Origin of the sequence: Kibdelosporangium persicum, assembly GCF_013280595.1 — a bacterium.
Classification (GTDB): Bacteria; Actinomycetota; Actinomycetes; order Mycobacteriales; family Pseudonocardiaceae; genus Kibdelosporangium; species Kibdelosporangium persicum.
On the sequence record NZ_JAAATY010000025.1, the window covers coordinates 97065 to 115351 of the forward strand.

An 18287-nucleotide genomic window follows, 5' to 3' on the forward strand; every position below is an offset into this window, starting at 1 on the left:
CACCTGCGAAGCCCACCGATCCGAGCACGCCCGACCCATTGAGGAGTTGAACCATGCTTTCACACGACGAACTGCACGCCCGCCTGTTCCTGCTGCACGCGGCCGAACCACCCGCACCCGCCCTTCACCACTATGTCGCCGTCCACGGGCCGGTCGACGCCGTCGCGCAGATCCGGCACGGCACCGCCCCCGCCGCCGTGCTCAGCGAGGTCACCCGGCCTGACGCGCGGATCGACGACGACCTGCGGGCCCTCGACAGCGGCACGGCGCGCATGGTCACTCCCGAAGACGACGACTGGCCGCTCGGACGGCTGACGGGTCTGGCCAGCTTCGGCGTCCCGCTCGCGCTTTGGGTGCGCGGCAGCGGCTCGTTGGCCGAGCTCACCAACCTCGCCGTCACCGTCACGGGCGCCCGCGCGTCGACGGAGTACGGAAACACAGTCGCGGGAGACGTCAGTTACGAACTCGCCCGTGCCGGCGTGACCGTCCTCAGCGGCGGCAGCCTCGGCGTTGACGAAGCAGCGCACCGCGGCGCACTGGCCGCGAACGGCAAGACGATCGTCGTGCTCGCCAACGGGGTCGACCGGACCCATCCGCACCAGCACGCCCGGCTCTACCAGGCGGTGGTCGAGCAGGGCGGGTTGCTGGTCAGCGAGTACCCGATCGGCACACGACCGACCCGCATCCGGTTCCACGCGCGGTGCCGGCTGCTGGCTGCTCTCACCGCGGCGACCCTGATCGTCGAGGCAGGGCAGCGCAGCGGCGCCCTCGCCGTCGCCCGAGCCGCTGGCGAGCTCGGCCGGCGGGTCTACGGCGTACCGGGACCGATCCACTCCGTGACGTCGAAGGGCGTCAACGAGTTGCTGCGCACCGGCGTGGCCACGGTGGCCAGCTCGGTCGAGCACATCAACTACCAGGAGGGAGTGCGATGAGCGGCCCTGACGCCTTCCTGGCCGCTCTGGCCGCCCTCGACCTGCCGCCTGAGTGGCAGGTCGAGGTGGCCATCCGTCCGCGGCGCCGTACGACCGGCATCCAGGTCAATCCGGGAGGAGGTGTCGCTGTGCTGATCCCGCCGACGGCCGCCCCGGAGCAGGTTGCGCGGTTTGTCGGCAGCCGTCGTGGATGGATCACCGAGAAGGTGGCCACCGCCACGCAGTTGGCCCCTGATCACGCGGTCAAGGAGTTCGTCGAGGGCGAGGAGTTCGACCTGCTCGGCCGGCGCTACCGGCTCCGGCTCGTCGACGCCTCGCCCGCGGGTGCCGCACAGCTGCCTGTGATCACGTCCGACGGCGTCCTGTCCGCGCGGAGACAGCGACCAGAGCTGGTCCGCCGGGCAGTGATCGGGTTGTACCAGCAGGTCGGGCTCGCCTGGTTGCGCCGCGAGGGACGCCAGTACGAACTGGACGGCCACATCACCGGCCTGAACTACGCGGTTCGCGACCTCGGACGGCGCCGCTGGGGCATCTACGAGGGACCGCCGAAGCACACGACGACGCTGCACTGGGCCGTGTTCGGCCTGCCGCTCCGGTTGATCGAGTATGTGCTCGTCCACGAACAGGCCCACGCCACCCAGCCCAGCGGAGCAGCTCATGGCCGCGCCTGGAAGCGGCAGATGTACCTCTGGATGCCGGACTGGCAACGGCGACGGACCGAACTCGCCGAGGTCGGCCGCCACGCCTGGCTCGGCGACAGAAGCCGCAGGTCATAGGTGGCAGTGATCCGCCTAGTAGGCGGGGCGTCGCGTCGAGCGGGCCGCTGGCCAGGTCTCGACATGACGCCCCAGCAGGTGTGGAGCTGGAGTGTTGTCCTCTACAGCGTGATACAACATGGTGTGAGGGTCAGTGTGACCGGCACGACGAGCAAGCCGGAAGGAGACAGGACGTGGACAGGGACCAGCACTTCGAGCTGCTTCGCGAGAGCGCTGCCCAGGTCAAAGGGCTCCAGGAGCAACTCCAGAGCATTCGTGATCAAGAAGCGGAGCTGCAGGCCCAGCGAGTCACGAAGCTCGAAGAGCTCAAGAAAGCCCGCGAGGTGCGCTTCCAACGCATGACAGCCGCCATTGAGGACAGAGTCCCGAAGGCTCAGGTCGCCCGTGAGCTGGGGATGGACAGGACCAACCTGTACAAACTCCTCGAAGGCAAGGACGTCGAGTAGGACGCCACCACCGACTGAAATCAGGCGCTATCGGGAACCGCTGGCGCGGAGTTCGCGCTCGCCTTCGCCAATGAGCGACGAGGCAGGCGAGCCCGTCACGGTGCCGGAGCATGTCGCCAACATGTTCGACTTCCTCTACGCCGCCGGCTTTGGCTGCCGGAAGTCGACTCCCGCGCGGAGGCCGCCGCGTGGGGCAGGGGGGACCGCGTGGCGACGTGGAGATTTGGGAGGACGCCGGGTACAGACCTGCGCCGCGCGAGCGGAGCGAGGCAATCCAACACCGCCCAATCCCGATGAGTTTCTCCCGACCCGGCAGTCTGTACTGCCATGGGAAAGCTGACCTATGGCATGAACGTCTCGGTGGATGGCTACACCACCGACGCGAACGGCGACCTCGGCTGGAGCGTGCCGGACGACGAGTTGCACCAATACTGGAACGACCGGACCCGGGATATCGCGCTGTCGCTGTACGGGCGGAAGCTGTACGAGCTGATGTCGGCCCACTGGCCGACCGCCGGCCAGGCACCCGGCGTGCCCCCGGTGGAGGCCGAGTACGCCCGACTGTGGCTCGCGATGCCGAAGGTGGTGTTCTCGCAGACCCTGGACTCGGTCGACTGGAACTCCAGGTTGGAGCGGGGTGACGTCGTCGAGGTGGCGAGGAGGCTCAAGGCCGAGACCGACGGCCTGATGGAGGTGGGTGGCGCCGCGCTCGCCGCGCCTCTGGTCCGGGCCTCGTGGACGAGTTCCAGGTGCTGGTCACACCGGCCGCGACCGGCGGCGGTACCCCGTTCTTCCCGTCACTGGACAAGTGGCTGAAGCTGGAGCTGGTGGAGAACCGCACCTTCTCGTCGGGCGCGGTCCTCCTCCGCTACGAGCCAGTGCTCGGCTAGGAGACGCTGACGACCGGGGAGCCCATTCAGACGGCCTCCCGCCACTTCGGCGACGCGCATGGCGCTAGAACCGGAGGCGCTCGACGAACGCGAGCGGCTGCGCGAGGCCCACTAGCCGGGTGACCGGCCGCCCCGAGCGACTACTTTGCGCCGTAGGTCAGAGATAGGAGACCGAGGCCTGCTTGGCACTCTTTCCGCGGTATCTGATCAAAGATCGGACAACAGTCATTCTTGCGCGGAACCTACAGCCGAGGATCGACAACTGGACGGCTCGCCGCAAGGTAGTCGTCCCCGTTCCAGCGGTAGTTGCTGACCTGGACTGGCTGGCCGAACGTCGGGGCGTGCACCATCTTGCCGGCGCCGATGTACAGGCCGACGTGGTGGACGTTGCCGGGTGTGCCGTAGAAGACCAGGTCGCCGGGAAACAGCGGCTGCCCCGCGGGTACCAGCGGACCGGCGTTGTACTGCGTCTGGGCGGTCCGGGGCAGGTTGATGCCAGCGGCGTTGTAGGCGGCTTTGGTGAGGCCGGAGCAGTCGAAGCCCGCGTGGCCGCCGGCTGGTCCGTTGCCGCCCCAGACGTACGGGAGGCCAAGCTGGCCGCAGGCGAAGTTGATCGCCATGATCGCGGCCGGGTTGGGTGCCTGGATCTTGTTGCAGTCACCGGTTCCGACGGTGGCGGTGCCGTAGCGTTTTGCTTGTTCCAGAACGCCCTTGACGTACTCCTCGGAGTGGTTGTAGGCGAGCAAGGCTTTGCGGATGTCCTTCTGTGCTCCGGAGTCGCACAGGTAGAACGCGGCGGCGTAGATGGCGTCGTGTGGGTTGTAGCGGGAGGGTGGGTTCGAGCCTCCGGGCGGGATTGTGTGGCGTGCGATGACGCCGTCGAAGGTCGGCTTGAGGAACTGCATGGGGCCGCCCGCGCCCGCGAAATTCTCACCGCTGCTTACTCCGGGCAGGGTGGAGCGGCCGTGGTTGCTCTCGATCTTGCCGATGGCGGCGAGGATCGTCCAGTCCAGCCCTGGGCACACGGAGGCTGCTGCACGGTAGAGCGACAGGTAGTCGTTGGGGATCTCGGCGATTGCGGCCTGGCTCGGCTCGGTGCCACCGGTGCCGAACAGCGCACTGACGATGGCTTTGCCGACACCCCCGATGACGATGGGGACGGCGATGATGGCCGCAAGAGCGGCAACGGCGATCTTAATGGAGTCACCTCCGGAAGCGGCTGGTGGGGAGGGGCGGCGGGAGCGGGTCCGGCGTGGCCAGTTCCGCGGGCGCCTGCTGGGCCTGAGCCGCGGTCGAGGACGGCGCCGTGGTGGGCGGGTCGGTGTGGGGCCAGAGCTCGGCGAGCCGCAGCCGGCCTGGCCGTCGCGATGCCTGGCCGGAGATCGGCAGCCAGCGGGCGACGGCGGGGTTGTTCTCGCTGGCCACGCCTGCGACGTCCACGGCGCTGGTGGCTACGGGCACGAGCGCCGGTCGGTCCAACTGGGACAGTGCGTCGGCGAGTGCTCGGCGCGCGGTGGTTTCGCGGCGGTTGGTGGGCAGCCACACCAGGACGGGTGTGGTGATTCCTGTTGCGGTGGCGAGCTTTTCGTAGCCGTGCAGCTTGCGACCGAGCTTGCCGAGGTCCTCGGTGCCGAAGTCGAATTCGAGGAAGAACTCGATCTGGTGGCCGTCTTCGCGCCAGCGGCCGTAGGCGTCGGGGCGGACCATGTCGCCAAAGAGCCGTCCGCAGCGCAGCTCGGACCACCACGCGGTCAGTCGGCCGCGGGCACCGGGCTGTCGGCTGAGTGCGACGAGGGTGGTGAAGAAGCCGTTGACGCCCACGGTGTGCGCGAGGCGCAGGGAGTGGGCGATGCCGATGGCGTCTTCGTGGCGGTAGCCGAGTTGCTTGGGGTCGAGACCGTCCTCGTAGGCCAGGGCGACCGCTCCGGCGATGTCGAGCACGTAGTGCATCGGTGCAGTGCCGGAGCTGACGAACGGCTGGAAGCGGTCGACGACGCGCCACTTGAACAGGTCGAGCAGGCGGTGGTTGGCCGCGCGCATGGTTGGGTAGCAGAGTTCGACGATCTGCTGGGTGGTGAAGACCTTGTGCTCGTGCAGCATCCGGGCCAGCCACCGGTCCCGGAGGGTGAGCCGCCCGGCGAGTTGGGCGTGGTGTTCGCCGGTGGTGGCCGCCCGTGGTGTGGGGCGTTGGGGCATGTGCCCGCGCAATGCCCTCTGAGGCGTGGGATTCGAGATCATGGTCAGACACCTCCCAGGCGAAATGAGCGGAATTGCATTGGATGCAACATTGGACAGAACGGCCTAACTGCCGTTTTCGCTGGTCAAGCGACTGACACGAGTTGTCGCTGAGATGGGTGAATCCACTGTGGACCAGGGCCTCGTTGCCCGGCGCATCGATGTTGCGTCTGATACAACGGCGCGGTGGGTCTTGAAGCGCCTGGTTCAGCGCGTCTTGTATTGGTGGAGAATGTCGTTCACCTTGATCCGGCGCCGGCGGTGTTCGAGGCGATGCTGGAGGGGTGGCGGCGGCAGCAGTCCGCGCGTTTCCTGAAGGCGTCGACGATCACGCCGAGGCTTCGGCTGGTTCGCCGGATGGAACGGTTTACCGGTTTGTATCCGTGGCAGTGGGCGCCGGCGGATGGTGAGGCGTTCATCGATGACATGCGCGGCGGCCAGTTGCCGATCGTGTCGTCCACGGCCCGGTCGTACGAGGTGACGATCAGCCTGTTCGTGGAGTTCTTGCTGGATTCCCGCTACGGCTGGGTGCGGGTGTGTGAGGAACGGTTCGGTGACACGCCGCAGCAGGTGTTTCACGAGGGCAATTCGGTCCTGCACAAGCTCGACTACGAAGGCGATCCGCGTCGGCGGCCGTTGACCTATGACGAGGTGCAGGCGTTGTTCGACGCTGCGGACGCCCGGCCTGGTGTGATCGCGGCGCAGGGCCGTAAGGGCGCGTTGTGCGCGGCGCGGGACGCTGCGGTGCTCAAGACGGTGTATGCGTTCGGGTTGCGTCGCCGGGAGGCGTCGCAACTGGACATGGTCGACTTGCGCCGCAACCGCGCGGCACCGCAGTTCGGCGAGTTTGGCAATGTGATGGTCCGCTACGGCAAGGCGCCGAAGGGGTCGCCGCCAAAGCGGCGGACGGTCTTGTTGGTTCCGGAGATGGATTGGCTCCTCGACACGCTGCGGGACTGGGTCGGTGAGATACGGCCGCGGTTCGAACCGGGCAGTCATCCGGCGTTGTGGGTGACCGAGCGGGTTGGGCGGTTGTCGCCTCGGTCGATCAACGAGGCGTTCGTCGCGGCGCGTGAGGACGCCGGGCTCGATCCGAGCCTGGATTTGCACTGCCTGCGGCACTCCTACATCACGCACCTGACCGAGTTCGGCTATCCGGCTCGTTTTGTGCAGGAGCAAGCTGGCCACGCCTATGGGTCGACTACGGCGATTTACATGGGAGTGTCCAATGAGTACCGGAACAAGCTGCTGGAGAGGGCGTTGAAGGGTCGGCTGGGCGAGGATTGGGAGTGATGGCGTGATCAAGAAGATGGGGTACCAGTGGCGGTTGCGGCACCTGATGGCCGAGCGCGACATGTTCCAGACATCGGATTTGGTGCCGTTGCTGGTCGAGCGGGGCATCGTGTTGTCCCGTGAGCAGGTGTACCGGTTGGTGACCCAGTCACCGCAACGGTTGAGCATGGACACGTTGGTGGCGCTGTGCGACATCCTCGACTGCGCACCGAACGACCTGATCAAACCGGAGGTCGTCAACCAGCAGCTCCGCAAGACCGCCGACGATGCTGCGGGATCGACCGGCGGTCCGGCACCGACACCCCGGCGTTCGATCGTGCGCCGCCCTGGCCAGCGGTGACCACACCAGACGCGCCGTCGACCCGGCCGACGGCGCGGCGTCGGGTGCGCAACCGTGACGGTGAGAAGCAGCGCCTGGATCGCATCGCCGCCCGAGAGGGCGCCCGAGCCAGGCTGATCGCGGACGTCCAGAACATCACCGAGCCCGCCGTGACCCCGCCAGAGGCCCAGGAGATCTTGGAACAGGCACAGGCGTGGACGGCGTGGGGTGCGCTGGCGCTGCACCGTTACCTCGACCAGCATCCCGACGCGCTGCGTGTCCCGCCGTCGGACTGTCCGCTGGCGTTGGCCCGGCTCTTGCACCTGCTGGCCGCCGCCGGCCACCCGGTCACCGCGCCTGCGTGCTCGATCTGCGGCCGGTCCGATCGACTGCTGGAGTGCCGCACCGCGGACGGCCGGTGCTGCAACTGGTGCAAGCACAAGACAGCGGCGCGAACCTGCGTCCGATGCGGGCAGGAAGCCGTCGTCGTCACCCGTCGGCCGGAGGGACCGATCTGCCGGCGTTGCTATGCGACCGACGAGGACCTGTTCGAAGAATGTGTTGAATGCGGGCGTCGTCGGCGGCCGACCAAGCGACGAGCCGACGGCGCCGCCTGGTGCGAGTCCTGCGCCCCCAAACTCACCCGCCAATGCAGCCGATGCGGTAACCACCGCCGAACGGCGGCCCTCACGGAAGAAGGGCCGGTCTGCCATAGCTGCTATCAGCGTCCGCCACGGCGCTGCGGTGTCTGCCAACAAATCCGCCCGATCCGCATCCGAGCGGTCGGCGACCAGCCAGACCGGTGCGCCCAGTGCTACCGGCAGACCGGCCAGTGCGTGGTCTGCGGACGTGTCCGGCCGGGCAGCGGCCTCGGCGGCCGAGGTGGAGCGTTCCATTGCACCGCCTGCCGACCCCGCCGCTCCGGGCAGTGCGGCGACTGCGGCCAGACCGCCCAACTGTATGGCGAGTGGCCGCGCGGCTCGGTCTGCTTCCGCTGCTACTTTCACCACCTGCGCAACCCAGCCCAGTGCCCGCAGTGCGCCGTCCTCCGAGTCCTGGTCGGTCGCACCGACACCGGCGAGGACATCTGCGGACCGTGCGCAGGGTCCACGGTGGACTTCACCTGCCGCAAGTGCGGCCGTCCCGGCCGACTGCACGCTGACGGCTGCTGCGCGCGCTGCGTGGTAGCCCACCGCGTAAGCAGCCTGCTCGGCGACAACGATGGCGTTGTGGCGCAACAACTTCAGCCACTGGCACAGGCACTGACCGCTGCCCCGAACGAATACTCGGTCCTGAACTGGCTCTACTATCACCCTGCGGCGACCTTGCTGGCCGATCTGACCGCGCAGCCCATCGAGATCACCCATGCCCTGCTGGACGGGCTGCCGCCCACCCGCAGCACCCGCTACGTCCGCGACGCACTCATCGCCACCGGTGCCCTGCCACCGCGGGCCGAACACCTCAATCGGCTGGAAGCCTGGGCCGACCGCACGATCGACGGGCTGCCCAAACGCCAGCAGCGAACCATCCGCCCCTTCGCGGAATGGCACGTGATCCGCGACGCCCGCCGACGCGACGCCCGCAACCGGTACACCGAGGGAGCCGCCGCGGCCGACCGCACCGCCATCCGCACCGCCATCGTGTTCTTGGACTGGCTCTACGCCACCGCGACCACGCTCGACATGCTCACCCAACATCAGCTTGACCACTGGCTGGACACCAACCCAACCCGGCGCGGCGACCTTGCGTCCTTTCTGCGCTGGGCACACCAGCGACGGCTCACCAACCGGCTTGAGCTCCCGGCCAGCAAAAACAGCCTGCCGATCCACTTCCAGACCGAGGAGCAGTACCGCCGACAGTTGCGTCGCTGCCTCAACGACGCCACCCTGCCGCACGAGGTGCGGATCACTGGCAGTCTGGTCAGACTCTTCGGCCTGCCGATCAGTCGCATCGTCGAACTCACCGCCGACCGGTTCCATCGCGACAACGGCGACGCTTTCCTCACTCTCGCCAAGCATCCGGTGCTGCTGCCACCCAAACTGGCAGCGCTGATCGAGGAGCACCTCGCCGACCCGTGCTACCGGTTGATGGTGCGACCACCAGAGGGTGATCGACCCCGATATCTGCTGCCCGCCAGCCAGCCGGGCAAGCCACGAAGCGCTCGGGCAACGCAGAAACTCCTGCGGCAGTATGGATTGCCCACGCTCGCCGCCCGCAACACGGCGATGATCGAGGCCGTCGGTGAGCTGCCGCCGATCGTGATCGCCGACCTGTTCGGCATCCACCCCGGAACAGCTCACACCTGGGCCAAGTTCGCCCAGGCCAGCTGGACTGACTACCTTGCCGCCGACACGGCTACCAAGCCAATAGCCGCCGAGACGTAAACACCAGAGCAGTCGGGTGGTATTATTGGCTCCGGCCGTCGCGCTGGCCTGAGCTGACGCGTAACAGCGTCGAGCCAAGGTTCTCGGAATCGCGCTTCTTCTTGTACGCCATGAAGAAGGAGTTGCGGGATGCGGTTGGGCCTCGAGTTTCAACAGGTGGCGGCTTCCCTGATCGACGCCCCCGTACTCACTCTGTCCGGCCTTATCGGCGTGGTCTATGTCGTACTGATCGCCGCCGCATCGCTCACGGCAATCCTTACAGGTAAAAAGGATCGCCGCGCAGCAGCCTTGAAGGTGTTGAGGATGCTGTTGCGCAGGCGAGGCCGTGGATGATGGTGGCGAGTACGGAACGAACACTCTTTCCCTGAGCCCTAACTGGCAATCAGGAGAGTTGTGCAACATCGGAGTACCGTCCCTTCACCAGTATTGGCCGGAATGGGGAAGGCGGAGGCAACGCATGCGGATCACTGGAGCGGAACGTGCGCGATAGGTGAGACCGCATGTGTTGTGGGAGAACGAGATTCGAGAGATCAGGCCGCGCGGCGTGGATCCACAGTGGGCTGCCCGGATCCGCCCACGGCGTTGTCGGGGTCGCTGACGGGCGAGCGTGTGTTGACCCTGGCTGCTTTGCGGATTGCCTTGGCACGTCCAGGAATCGCGGGTGGCAGCTTCTCGGTCACCGCGGTGAACGGCGGTGCTTCTTCTCCGCCCAGGACGAGCCGGGCGGCGACGTGGTACACGCCGAGGTTGGATAGGTCGTGATCAGAAAGGCGCGGCATGGTGTGCCGGGCCAGTTTTTTCGCGTCCTCGGGCGAGGCGTTGAAGAAGATCTTGCTGCGGGCGTTGGTGCTGATGCCCTCTTCGAGCTCTTTCGGTAGCTGTCCGAGGTACTGGTGCGCCAACGCCATGGAGAGCCGGTAGCCGCGGGCCTCGGCGAGCATGTCCTCCAACGGATAGGCCAAGTTCAAGAAGTTGTGGCACTCGTCCACGTACAGCCCGCAGTCGCGGCGTTGACGCTGCGGGACGCGGGCCCGGCGGGTGGCCGCTTGCCAGGTGCGGGCCACGACGATGGAGCCCACCAATCGCGCGGTTTCCATTCCCAACGCGTCGCGAGCGATGCGCACCAGGCAGATGCCACCCGTGTTAAGCACCTCGTCCATGTCCACTGTGGAGGCTCCACCGGCGATGGCGGCGCGGACGAAGGGGCGCAGCAGGAATCCGCGGATTTTGTTCATCAGCGGCGCGATCACTTGTGCGCGGCTGGCTTCGGACAGGTCGTCGTACCAGGACCAGAAGCCCTTGAGGACTTCGTCGTCGATTTGGTCGCGGGCTCGTTGCCGGAACGCCGGCACGGTCAGCAGCTTCGGTAGGTCGACCAGGGTCGGCGTGCCGGGCATCGCGGTCAGGGTGAGCAGTCCGGCGCGCAGGATGTCGTCGGTGCGCGGCCCCCAGGAGGAGGCGTAGATCCGGGAGAAGATGCTGACGAGGTTGTCGACGGCGCGGGCCTTGTCTGCACCCTCTAGCGGGTTGAGCACCGGCGGGCGGGCGCGGGAGTCGGCGTCGAAGAGCACAACTTTCTCGCCGAGCTCCTCGGGCAGACGCATCAGGATGTCCGACACGAGGTCGCCCTTTGGGTCGACCACGACGACACCGCGGCCGGCCTCGGCGTCGGCCAGGATCATCCGCGCCATCAGCTCAGACTTGCCCGAACCGGTAGCGCCGAGGATGTGCAGGTGATGGCGGGCGTCAGCGACGTGCAGGCCGACCGGGCGGGAGTGCCCGGAGTCCGACAGCCCGAGCGGTTTGATCTGCTCGCCGATCGTGGCGATGCCCGGCGGGGGCGGCACGGCCTTCGCGCCGGCCCGCTGCAGGCCGGGGGTGGACTCGTCGATCGGCAGGTGCGCGATCGCGGCCAGCTCGGGGATCGAGAGCAGGTCACCCTTGCCCAGGCGGCGTTCGGCCAACACCGTGACCGGGTCGCGGCGGAGCCGGACCCGGCGGTAGTAGTTGTGCTCGGAGTAGGCGGCGAACGCCGAGGCGATCGCGTGCCCGCGGCCCCGCAGGACCTCCCGCACTGCCTGGACCTCGCCCGAGGTGGCGTCGTCAGGGACGGTGGTGGCCACGGCGTAGCGGATGCGGGTCTCGAACTGGTTCGCCCGCAGCTTCTCGACCACAGCACGGTCCTGGGCGGCGTACTCCAGGCTGTTCTGCCGATCCAGGCCCGGCGTCCGCGTGCTGGTCGACGGCTTCGGGGTCTTGCCCGGCGTGATGACGTCGAGCAGCCGGCCGACCAGATGAACCGACCCACCCGCGTGCACCCGCCGGGCGGCGCGGCGGGCTTTGGTCACTCGGTGACCGGCGACCGGGCGGGCGAGGATCTGCACGCAAGCCCGTTCGTGCGGGCCGAGCCCGACCGGTGCTCCGAGCATCGCCCGGATGGGGTCGGCCGGGTGCTCGGTGCGGATCGGCAGCGCCTCCGAGCGCGCCAGCCGCAGTTCACCACCGACAGCCTCGAGCCGCCGACTCGCTGCCGCCGTGATCGGGATCGGGGGCTTGGCGGGGGTGGTGCGGGTGTGCGCGCCGGGCCAGGCGGCCTCGATCGCCCGCTCGACCATGCCGGGCGGCACCAGGCCGGGCACCCACAGGCGGATCTGCACGCCGTCGTCAGTGAACGTCAGCTCGAAGGCCAGGTGCGGCTGCCCGCTGAACCGGCGCAGCCACCCCGGCCGCAGCAGGCCGACGAGGTTGGACCACACAGTGATTGCTCCGGACGGGTCGACCGTTGGTGGCGCTAGCACGGTGATCAGGCGGGCATCGGTCATCAGGCGCTGGTGGTAGCGGCGGCGCCACCGGCGACGCGCGACGACCGCGGCGGTGACGGCGAACGCGACCACCGGCCCGACGATCGGCCCCCAGGTGAGGGCGAGGTCGCGCAGGTCGGCCAGCACGTTCTGGAACGCACCTAGCGGGTCACGCAGGTAGTCGTCGACAGCTGAGGTCCGCACTTCTGCGGCGTGCTCGAAGCGGGTGGACAGGGGTGTGGCAGTGATTGGCCAGGACATCGGGGACCTCCCCACGCAAAAGCGGTCGACGGGGACGGACGCGATCGGCGGTCAGGCCGCCCGCGGCTGGTCAACCGGCTCGGTCGTGAGCGGCTGGCTGTGGGCGGGGCTGGTGTTGTCGACGACGAGCCGCAGGCGTCGGCGGCCTCGGCGGGCGGCGCGGTCGGCATCGACTTCGGCCTGCCACTCGGAGAACCGGCGGCCAGCCAGCCGCTTGAGGTAGGCGGGAATGCGGTTGGCCGGCACACCGACCAGCCGCGGGCCTAGGACCGCAAGCAGGTCGCTGGCTTCCTGCGAGGCCCAACCCGCCCCGGCGATCGCGGACTCGTCGGGAAACACATCAGCGACCCGATCGACGGCCGGATCCAGTACGGCATCCTGTGTCCCGCCGTACGAGTAGACCCACAGAAAATTCGGCGGCGGGTCAGGCTCGACGAGCGCCCGGAATCGGGACACCTCTTTGGTGTAGGCGTAGAAATTCGTGCCGGATCGGGCCCGGCAGATGTCCAGCCACGCCTGAAGGTATGCGTCGGAGAAGAAGTCGCCGCTGTCGTGGATTCGGACCCAGCCGCCGCGGAACTTCGGCGCGGCCAGCTCGGCGAGCATGGCGGACCGCCATCCTGCGGGGTCGTCGAGGACGAAGGCCAGGTTGGCTTCGTGTTTGGCTTTGACCATCGGCCAGGTGTAGGTGCCGTGCCGGGCGTAGCATGCTTGTGCGCAGATTCCGGCGCTCGGGCAGGTGTTGTAGGTGCGGCCATCGGCCAGTCGCCCGGCCCAGGCAGGTAGCGACCAGTTCCACACGCCGATGCGGCGCATCTCGCTGTTTTGCGTGAGCAGTCGCCCGGGCCGACTAGCTGTGTCCGAAATGGACCGTGGTGAAGACATGAGTGTCCCTCGATGCGATTCGGTGTGAACGGTGCCCGTGTCGGGTCGTTAGGCGGCGTCGAGTTCGACCTGCGACGCGTCGCCGTCGTCGAACGCGTCCGCGATTGCTTCGGTGTCGTCCGAGCTGAGTTCGACGAAAGAGTTCTCGATTCCCGAGGAGATGTCGGAGTATCCGGCGATTTCCGCGGGGTTGGACGTGACCAGGTGATGCTCGACCGGTGAGGCGATGGACTGGAACGCCACCCGCTGGGTTCCGGTGCTGAGCAGACCTTGGCCGCGGTCTGCGGAGAGCAGGAACTGCCGCTCACCCATGGACAGGTCGAACGTGCGGGTTATCTCGTCGATCGCCTGGGAGGCTTGCCGTAGCAGGATCTGTGTTGCCGCGTTGGCCACTACGGCCTTGCCGAGGTCCGAACCCAGGACGTCGGCAGTGTCCTGAGTGGCTACTGTGAGGCCCGCCCACTGCTTGCGGCTCGCTTTGGCCATGCGGAACAGGAACTCGGCACCGGCGGGCTCCTTCATCAGCAGCCAGGCCTCGTCGACCACGACCAACCGGGGTTTGCGGATGGCCGGGTTGGACACCTGCCGCCATACCGTGTCGAGTGTCAGCAGCGTCCCGATCGGTTTGAGTTCGTCGGCGAGATCCCGCAGCGCGAACACCACCAGATGTCCCTCTGGGCGGGTCGAGGTTGGCCCGGAGAACAGCCCAGAGAACGCGCCGGTGACGTACGGGTGCAGCCTGGCCGCGAGCTCGACCCCGGCGGGATCACCGGTTTCGGCGAGGACCTCGGCGAAGTCGGCCAGCAGCGGCGCCGGGCGGGTCCAGGTCCGCGGATCCGACGTGATGCCCACGCGCTGGTAGGTCGCGGTGATCGCCCGGTCCAGTGCCGCCCGTTCGGTCGCTTCGAGCTCGCTGCCCAGCAACACCGAGATCACCGTGTGCAGGAACAGCGACCGCCGGATCAGCGCGTCGCGCGGCGCGGTGCGGCGTCCGTCCGGGCGGGTGTGGATCGGCAGGTCCATCGGGTTGAGCCGCACCTGCTCGGCGCCGAGGTGCACATAGGTTCCGCCGACCGCGGCGGCCAGGCGGGCGTACTCGTCCTCGGGGTCGATGACGTGGATCTCGATCCCGCGGTACAGGCTGCGCAGGAGTTCCAGCTTCACCAAGTACGACTTGCCCGCGCCGGACCGGCCCAGGATCACCGAGTTGTGGTTGTCCAACGCGAACCGGTCGTGATGGACCAGCCCTTGGCTTCCGACGTTGAAGCCGTAGAGCACTCCGCTCGGCGCACCGACCGAGGTCGGGTCGGGTGGTGGTAGGTCGGGTGAGGTGAACGGGAACGCCGCGGACAGCGCCGAGGTGTCGAACGTCCTCCGCATGCCGACCAGGTCGAGGCCCATGGGCAGGCTGGTGATCCAGCCCTGGAGGCTGCGGTAGGTGGTGGGTTTGCAGTCCAGCAGCAGCGATGCCGCCAGCGACCGGATGGCCGCGACCTCGTCGTTGAGGGCTTCCTCGGTGGGGGCGTGCACGGTCAGGTAGAGCCCGAGCCGGTAGAGCTTGCCTTCGCCGCGGGCGACGCGTGCGGACAGGTCGTAGGCGTCCTCGGTGGCTGCTTCGACGTGCGGGTCGATCAACCGTCCTTTCTCGCTGGTGTGTCGCCTGCCGGACTCCAGTTTCGACAGTTGTTTCTTGAGTCGGTTGGCCGCGGTGACGGGATCGATCGGTTCGATGTGCAGGGAGACGTCGACGCGTCCGGGGTAGGTCAGCAGCGGTTGCAACCAACCGGGGTGGACCTCGCGGGGGTAGCCGACGACGGCGAAGGACGCGACCCATTCGCCGCCGACTTCCAGTGCGCGGGGGCGGACGGAGATGGCGTCGGGGGTGAACGCGCTGGCCCGCCCGAGCGACGGCTGCACGGCCTGGGGCTTCCGGCCGCGGCGCTTGGTCTTGGTCTTCATCAGCGGTACCTCCCCGCGTAGTCGTCGGGGTCCTCGTCGTCCCAGGCGTCCTCGGCCTCGCCGAACTCGTCGTCGGTGGGGAATGCGGCGCGGCCGAACGCGCCTGTGTCCCAGCCCTCGTCCGGGACGGTGGTGATGACTTCGTCCGAGGCGGCGAGGCCGGAGTTGGGCGGTATCAAGCTGTCGGGGTTGCAGGCCGCGGCGAGCACCGCGGTGGCTTGGCCGGCGTCCAGCGGGGTGACCACGATCCCCGATGGGGAGAGCAGCTCGACCGCCTCGCCGAGCCGGCGGACCAGCCGGGCCTCGGCGGCCCGCCGGGTGGCGTCGTCGACCAAGGCGGCCTGCTTGGCGGCCCGGCGTTTCGCGGTCAACGCCGCCAGTGGCGAGGCGCCGCCGAGTCCGTCGGTCGGGCCCGTGGTGAGCAGCGGCTCGCGCAGGATGAGCAGTACTTGGCGGCGCAGCAGGTCGGTGGCGCGGCCGAGTTGGTCGAGGTACTCGGCGTGCTCGCGCGCCGCCTGTTCCAGTGCCGGGTGCGGCAGGCCACCGGCCTGTTCGCGGAGCTCGGCGATCTGCCCGGACAGGTCTAGCCGTTCCGCGCGCACGAGCACCTGCACCGGCGCGGTCAGCGAGTGCAGATACCGCCCGAAGGAGGCGACGAGTGACTCCTGCTCGGCCGGGGTGCGCAGTCCGAAGTTGATTGTGGAGCAGACCGCGACAACGGCGACGCCGTCTTTACCGAGGTCGATGACGCCGGTCTCGGTGATCGCTTCGGCGGGCAACCGCAGCGCGGCCGGCGAGACCGTCGACGCCACGGAGTCCCCGCCGTCCTTCGCCTTGGCGCGGCCCTTGCTGCTGGCGTTCGTGACCTGGGTGCCCGGCCACTCGGGGACCGGGCGGATGCCTTCCGGCGCGGCCACTCGGTGCTGTGGGCTCATCCGTTGCCGCAATGCCGCCAGCACCAACCGGTCGAGGGTGATGCCGTCGCGCTGACCCAGCGCGAGAAACGCGGCGGTCACCCCGATCGGGATGGCGACGATGAGGAAGGCCACCAGCGGCACGAAATCGCGGGTGATCGTGTACGTGCCATACAGCACGATCCCGGTGACGGCGAGGATGAGCAGCTGTCGCGCGGTCAGGGGACCGATCACCCGGTCTTCGCGGTCGACGTCGGCGGGAATCCTGACGGGCTGACTCATTTCCCTTCACCTCCTGGCGCGGGTTTAGGTGCGCGGAACACCGGCGGCGGAACGGATTGGGTGCGCCGGTAGGCGTCGCCGATGCGCGGCTCGGGCTGCGCCTGCCGGAACACCGGCGCGGCAGGAGCGGACGCCGACCTGGGTGGCGACGACGGCTGCGGCGCGGGCGGCGTGGCGGGCCGGAACTGCAACTGCGGGGGCACCGACGCGGTGCGGATTGGGCGGGCTGGCGGTGGGGTGGCGCCGCGTCGACGCGGCCCTCCGGCGGCTTGGAACTGGGGTGCCGATCCCGGCCGCTGGCCTCGCCGGGGCGTGGGCGTAGCGGGCTTAGGTGCGGAGCTGAACTCAGGAGGCATGGTTGGTCCCTGGTTCGCCGGGGTGACGGCGGGATCGTGGGTGGTGTCTTGAGGTGAGGGCTGCAGGAACTGCGGCGCCTGGGAGGGCACCCGCGACCGGCGGGCCGCGCGGGCGCGCTCGGCCTCGCGGGCCGCCTTGAGCCGCTTGTTGACCATGTCGGGTGTGGGTGCGATGCGCGGCTGAGCAGGCCACGGCGGGTCTGCTGGCGCACTGCCACTACCACCGCTGCCACGGCCGCCGGCTTTTGCGGCCCTAGTGGTGCCGGCCGCGCTGAACGCACCGGCCTTGCCCGCGACCATGCCGAAGGTTTTGGCCATGATGAAGGCCCGCGCGAGGCCGCCCAACAAGGAACGGCCTGAGCTGACTTTGACTGCGGACAGCAGCCAGAACGGGATCTTGAACAGAATGTAGAAGAGCGCGATGGCGCAGATCAGCGTACCCAGGCCAGTCACCAGATGCCTCCGAACAGCTGAATGCCGCCGGACAGCAGAGTGTTCACGGCGATGATCAATACGAGGGATTGGGCGAGCTGGATGCTCAAGACCGCGGCCATGGCCTTCCACCACCAGAAGGCCAGCGCTTCGGTGTGCGGCAGGGCGTGGCACATCAGAAACAGCGGTCCAGAGATGATCAGCAGCAGGGTGATGACGATCCGGACGACGTAGACCACGAGCAAGGCCAGACCCAGGACAACCAGCACAAGGCTGGTCAGAATCAAGAACAACCCGCCGGAGAGGACACCGCGGACTATTTCGACGATGGTGGGCCCGAGTGTCGGCGGTTTCGCGCCGCTGCCGAGCACCCCCAAGGTCAATCCGTTGGCGAGGCGAATGAACTTGTCAGCGAAGAACAGCGACAAAGCCGACGCCACGAACGCGATCGGGATACGAGGCCCGATCTCCTTGATCGAGTACCGCCCCTGGACGCTCTCATGGCCCATCACGACGATGCCGCCGAGCAGGATGAGCAGGCCGTAGGCGGCGACCACGATCTCCCAGGAGTTGTTCCACAACTCGCCGATGCCGGGAAGATCGCTGATCGTCGGCGTGGACAACGCGGTGCGGCCGATCAGCTCCAGGATCGGCGAGAGTGCGGCTTCGACGATGCCGCGGAACGCCGAGTTGATGGCCTCGGAGATGCACGCGCCGATGTCGGTGATCCCGCAGTCCGAGTCGCTGTCCCCACTGCCCGTGCCGGGCTGCTGCGGGCCCGTACTCGGTGGCGGCGTGGTCGGCTGTGGGATGCAGTCCTCACCCGTGCACGGCGTGGTCGGTTGGCCGGGTGTGCTCGGTGGCTGCGTCGGTGTGGGGGCCGGAGCGCAGGGGATCGGCCGCGGCTCGGGCCCGGAGCAGGGGTCGGGGTTCGGCGTGGTCGGCTGGGCCGAGGCGCTCACCGTGAGGACGCTGATTAGGAGCACGACGATGCTCAGCGCCAGCATCCAGCCCGCGCGCCAGCGCCGCGGCCGACCAACCGGTGGCCGGTCGGCAGGGGGCGCGACCGGGCCGCCGGACCGGCGGTGCGGGCGAACCGTGGGCGGGGTGCTGGCGGCCATC

General features: G+C 68.4%; 16 protein-coding genes. 8 read left to right on the top strand and 8 right to left on the bottom strand.

Annotated elements, in window-relative coordinates; all coding sequences use genetic code 11:
• The first annotated feature begins 53 nt into the window (after positions 1-53).
• The 4 genes from dprA (at position 54) to GC106_RS34265 (ending at position 2970) form a co-directional block, all read left to right on the top strand.
• Positions 54-932 (top strand): DNA-processing protein DprA, encoded by an 879-nt coding sequence (dprA, locus tag GC106_RS34250; protein ID WP_173139171.1) that lies wholly within the window; start codon positions 54-56, stop codon positions 930-932.
• Entirely contained in the window at positions 929-1708 is a 780-nt protein-coding gene (locus GC106_RS34255; RefSeq protein ID WP_173139173.1) for a M48 family metallopeptidase, read from the top strand. The genes dprA and GC106_RS34255 overlap by 4 nt, the downstream gene beginning before the upstream one ends.
• Positions 1709-1881: 173 nt before the next feature.
• Complete coding sequence (locus GC106_RS34260) at positions 1882-2154, top strand: hypothetical protein (protein ID WP_173139175.1); 273 nt, start codon at positions 1882-1884, stop codon at positions 2152-2154.
• A gap of 327 nt (positions 2155-2481) precedes the next feature.
• Positions 2482-2970 carry a dihydrofolate reductase family protein gene (locus GC106_RS34265; protein WP_376777786.1) on the top strand — a complete coding sequence of 163 codons (489 nt, stop codon included), beginning with the start codon at positions 2482-2484 and terminating at the stop codon, positions 2968-2970.
• A 316-nt stretch (positions 2971-3286) separates the two neighbouring features.
• On the opposite strand, the gene GC106_RS34270 is transcribed toward GC106_RS34265, so the two are convergent.
• Positions 3287-4243 (bottom strand): C40 family peptidase, encoded by a 957-nt coding sequence (locus GC106_RS34270; protein WP_173139282.1) that lies wholly within the window; start codon positions 4241-4243, stop codon positions 3287-3289.
• Positions 4244-4247: 4 nt separating this feature from the next.
• Positions 4248-5282, bottom strand: a complete 1035-nt coding sequence (locus GC106_RS34275; RefSeq protein ID WP_173139177.1) for a replication-relaxation family protein — start codon at positions 5280-5282, stop codon at positions 4248-4250.
• A gap of 183 nt (positions 5283-5465) precedes the next feature.
• Here GC106_RS34275 and GC106_RS34280 point away from each other — a divergent pair, with 183 nt between their 5' ends.
• The 4 genes from GC106_RS34280 (at position 5466) to GC106_RS34295 (ending at position 9608) form a co-directional block, all read left to right on the top strand.
• The gene (locus tag GC106_RS34280; RefSeq protein ID WP_217281322.1) at positions 5466-6572 is read left to right on the top strand and encodes a tyrosine-type recombinase/integrase; all 1107 of its coding nucleotides are present in this window, start codon (positions 5466-5468) and stop codon (positions 6570-6572) included.
• A 4-nt stretch (positions 6573-6576) separates the two neighbouring features.
• Positions 6577-6912, top strand: coding sequence for a helix-turn-helix domain-containing protein (locus GC106_RS34285; protein WP_173139179.1), 336 nt, complete (start codon positions 6577-6579; stop codon positions 6910-6912).
• Positions 6913-8003: 1091 nt separating this feature from the next.
• On the top strand, positions 8004-9275 hold the full coding sequence (locus GC106_RS47165) for a hypothetical protein (protein WP_217281323.1): 1272 nt from the start codon (positions 8004-8006) through the stop codon (positions 9273-9275).
• Between the two features lie 129 nt (positions 9276-9404).
• Positions 9405-9608, top strand: coding sequence for a hypothetical protein (locus tag GC106_RS34295; protein ID WP_173139181.1), 204 nt, complete (start codon positions 9405-9407; stop codon positions 9606-9608).
• A 197-nt stretch (positions 9609-9805) separates the two neighbouring features.
• On the opposite strand, the gene GC106_RS34300 is transcribed toward GC106_RS34295, so the two are convergent.
• Genes GC106_RS34300 through GC106_RS48280 form a run of 6 tightly spaced genes read right to left on the bottom strand, consistent with a single transcriptional unit; the run spans position 9806 to position 18286 of the window.
• Entirely contained in the window at positions 9806-12337 is a 2532-nt protein-coding gene (locus GC106_RS34300) for a helicase HerA domain-containing protein (RefSeq protein ID WP_173139183.1), read from the bottom strand.
• Positions 12338-12388: 51 nt separating this feature from the next.
• Positions 12389-13222 carry a GP88 family protein gene (locus tag GC106_RS34305; protein ID WP_173139185.1) on the bottom strand — a complete coding sequence of 278 codons (834 nt, stop codon included), beginning with the start codon at positions 13220-13222 and terminating at the stop codon, positions 12389-12391.
• 48 nt (positions 13223-13270) lie between these two features.
• Entirely contained in the window at positions 13271-15181 is a 1911-nt protein-coding gene (locus tag GC106_RS34310; protein ID WP_173139194.1) for a VirB4 family type IV secretion system protein, read from the bottom strand.
• Positions 15181-16377: a PrgI family protein gene (locus GC106_RS34315; RefSeq protein WP_173139196.1), complete on the bottom strand. Its 1197-nt coding sequence runs from the start codon at positions 16375-16377 to the stop codon at positions 15181-15183. Before GC106_RS34315 ends, GC106_RS34310 begins: the two co-directional genes overlap by 1 nt.
• Positions 16374-17186, bottom strand: a complete 813-nt coding sequence (locus GC106_RS48275; RefSeq protein WP_246367478.1) for a hypothetical protein — start codon at positions 17184-17186, stop codon at positions 16374-16376. Before GC106_RS48275 ends, GC106_RS34315 begins: the two co-directional genes overlap by 4 nt.
• Entirely contained in the window at positions 17183-18286 is a 1104-nt protein-coding gene (locus GC106_RS48280) for a TrbL/VirB6 family protein (RefSeq protein WP_246367479.1), read from the bottom strand. Before GC106_RS48280 ends, GC106_RS48275 begins: the two co-directional genes overlap by 4 nt.
• Position 18287: the final 1 nt, after the last annotated feature.

Excerpts from the sequence above, each read along its gene's own strand:
- dprA (WP_173139171.1), top strand. The coding sequence starts at position 54 with ATGCTTTCACACGACGAACTGCACGCCCGCCTGTTCCTGCTGCACGCG.
- GC106_RS34255 (WP_173139173.1), top strand. The coding sequence starts at position 929 with ATGAGCGGCCCTGACGCCTTCCTGGCCGCTCTGGCCGCCCTCGACCTG.
- GC106_RS34265 (WP_376777786.1), top strand. The coding sequence starts at position 2,482 with ATGGGAAAGCTGACCTATGGCATGAACGTCTCGGTGGATGGCTACACC.
- GC106_RS34275 (WP_173139177.1), bottom strand. The coding sequence starts at position 5,282 with ATGATCTCGAATCCCACGCCTCAGAGGGCATTGCGCGGGCACATGCCC.
- GC106_RS34295 (WP_173139181.1), top strand. The coding sequence starts at position 9,405 with ATGCGGTTGGGCCTCGAGTTTCAACAGGTGGCGGCTTCCCTGATCGAC.
- GC106_RS34300 (WP_173139183.1), bottom strand. The coding sequence starts at position 12,337 with ATGTCCTGGCCAATCACTGCCACACCCCTGTCCACCCGCTTCGAGCAC.
- GC106_RS34305 (WP_173139185.1), bottom strand. The coding sequence starts at position 13,222 with ATGTCTTCACCACGGTCCATTTCGGACACAGCTAGTCGGCCCGGGCGA.
- GC106_RS34310 (WP_173139194.1), bottom strand. The coding sequence starts at position 15,181 with ATGAAGACCAAGACCAAGCGCCGCGGCCGGAAGCCCCAGGCCGTGCAG.
- GC106_RS34315 (WP_173139196.1), bottom strand. The coding sequence starts at position 16,377 with ATGAGTCAGCCCGTCAGGATTCCCGCCGACGTCGACCGCGAAGACCGG.
- GC106_RS48280 (WP_246367479.1), bottom strand. The coding sequence starts at position 18,286 with ATGGCCGCCAGCACCCCGCCCACGGTTCGCCCGCACCGCCGGTCCGGC.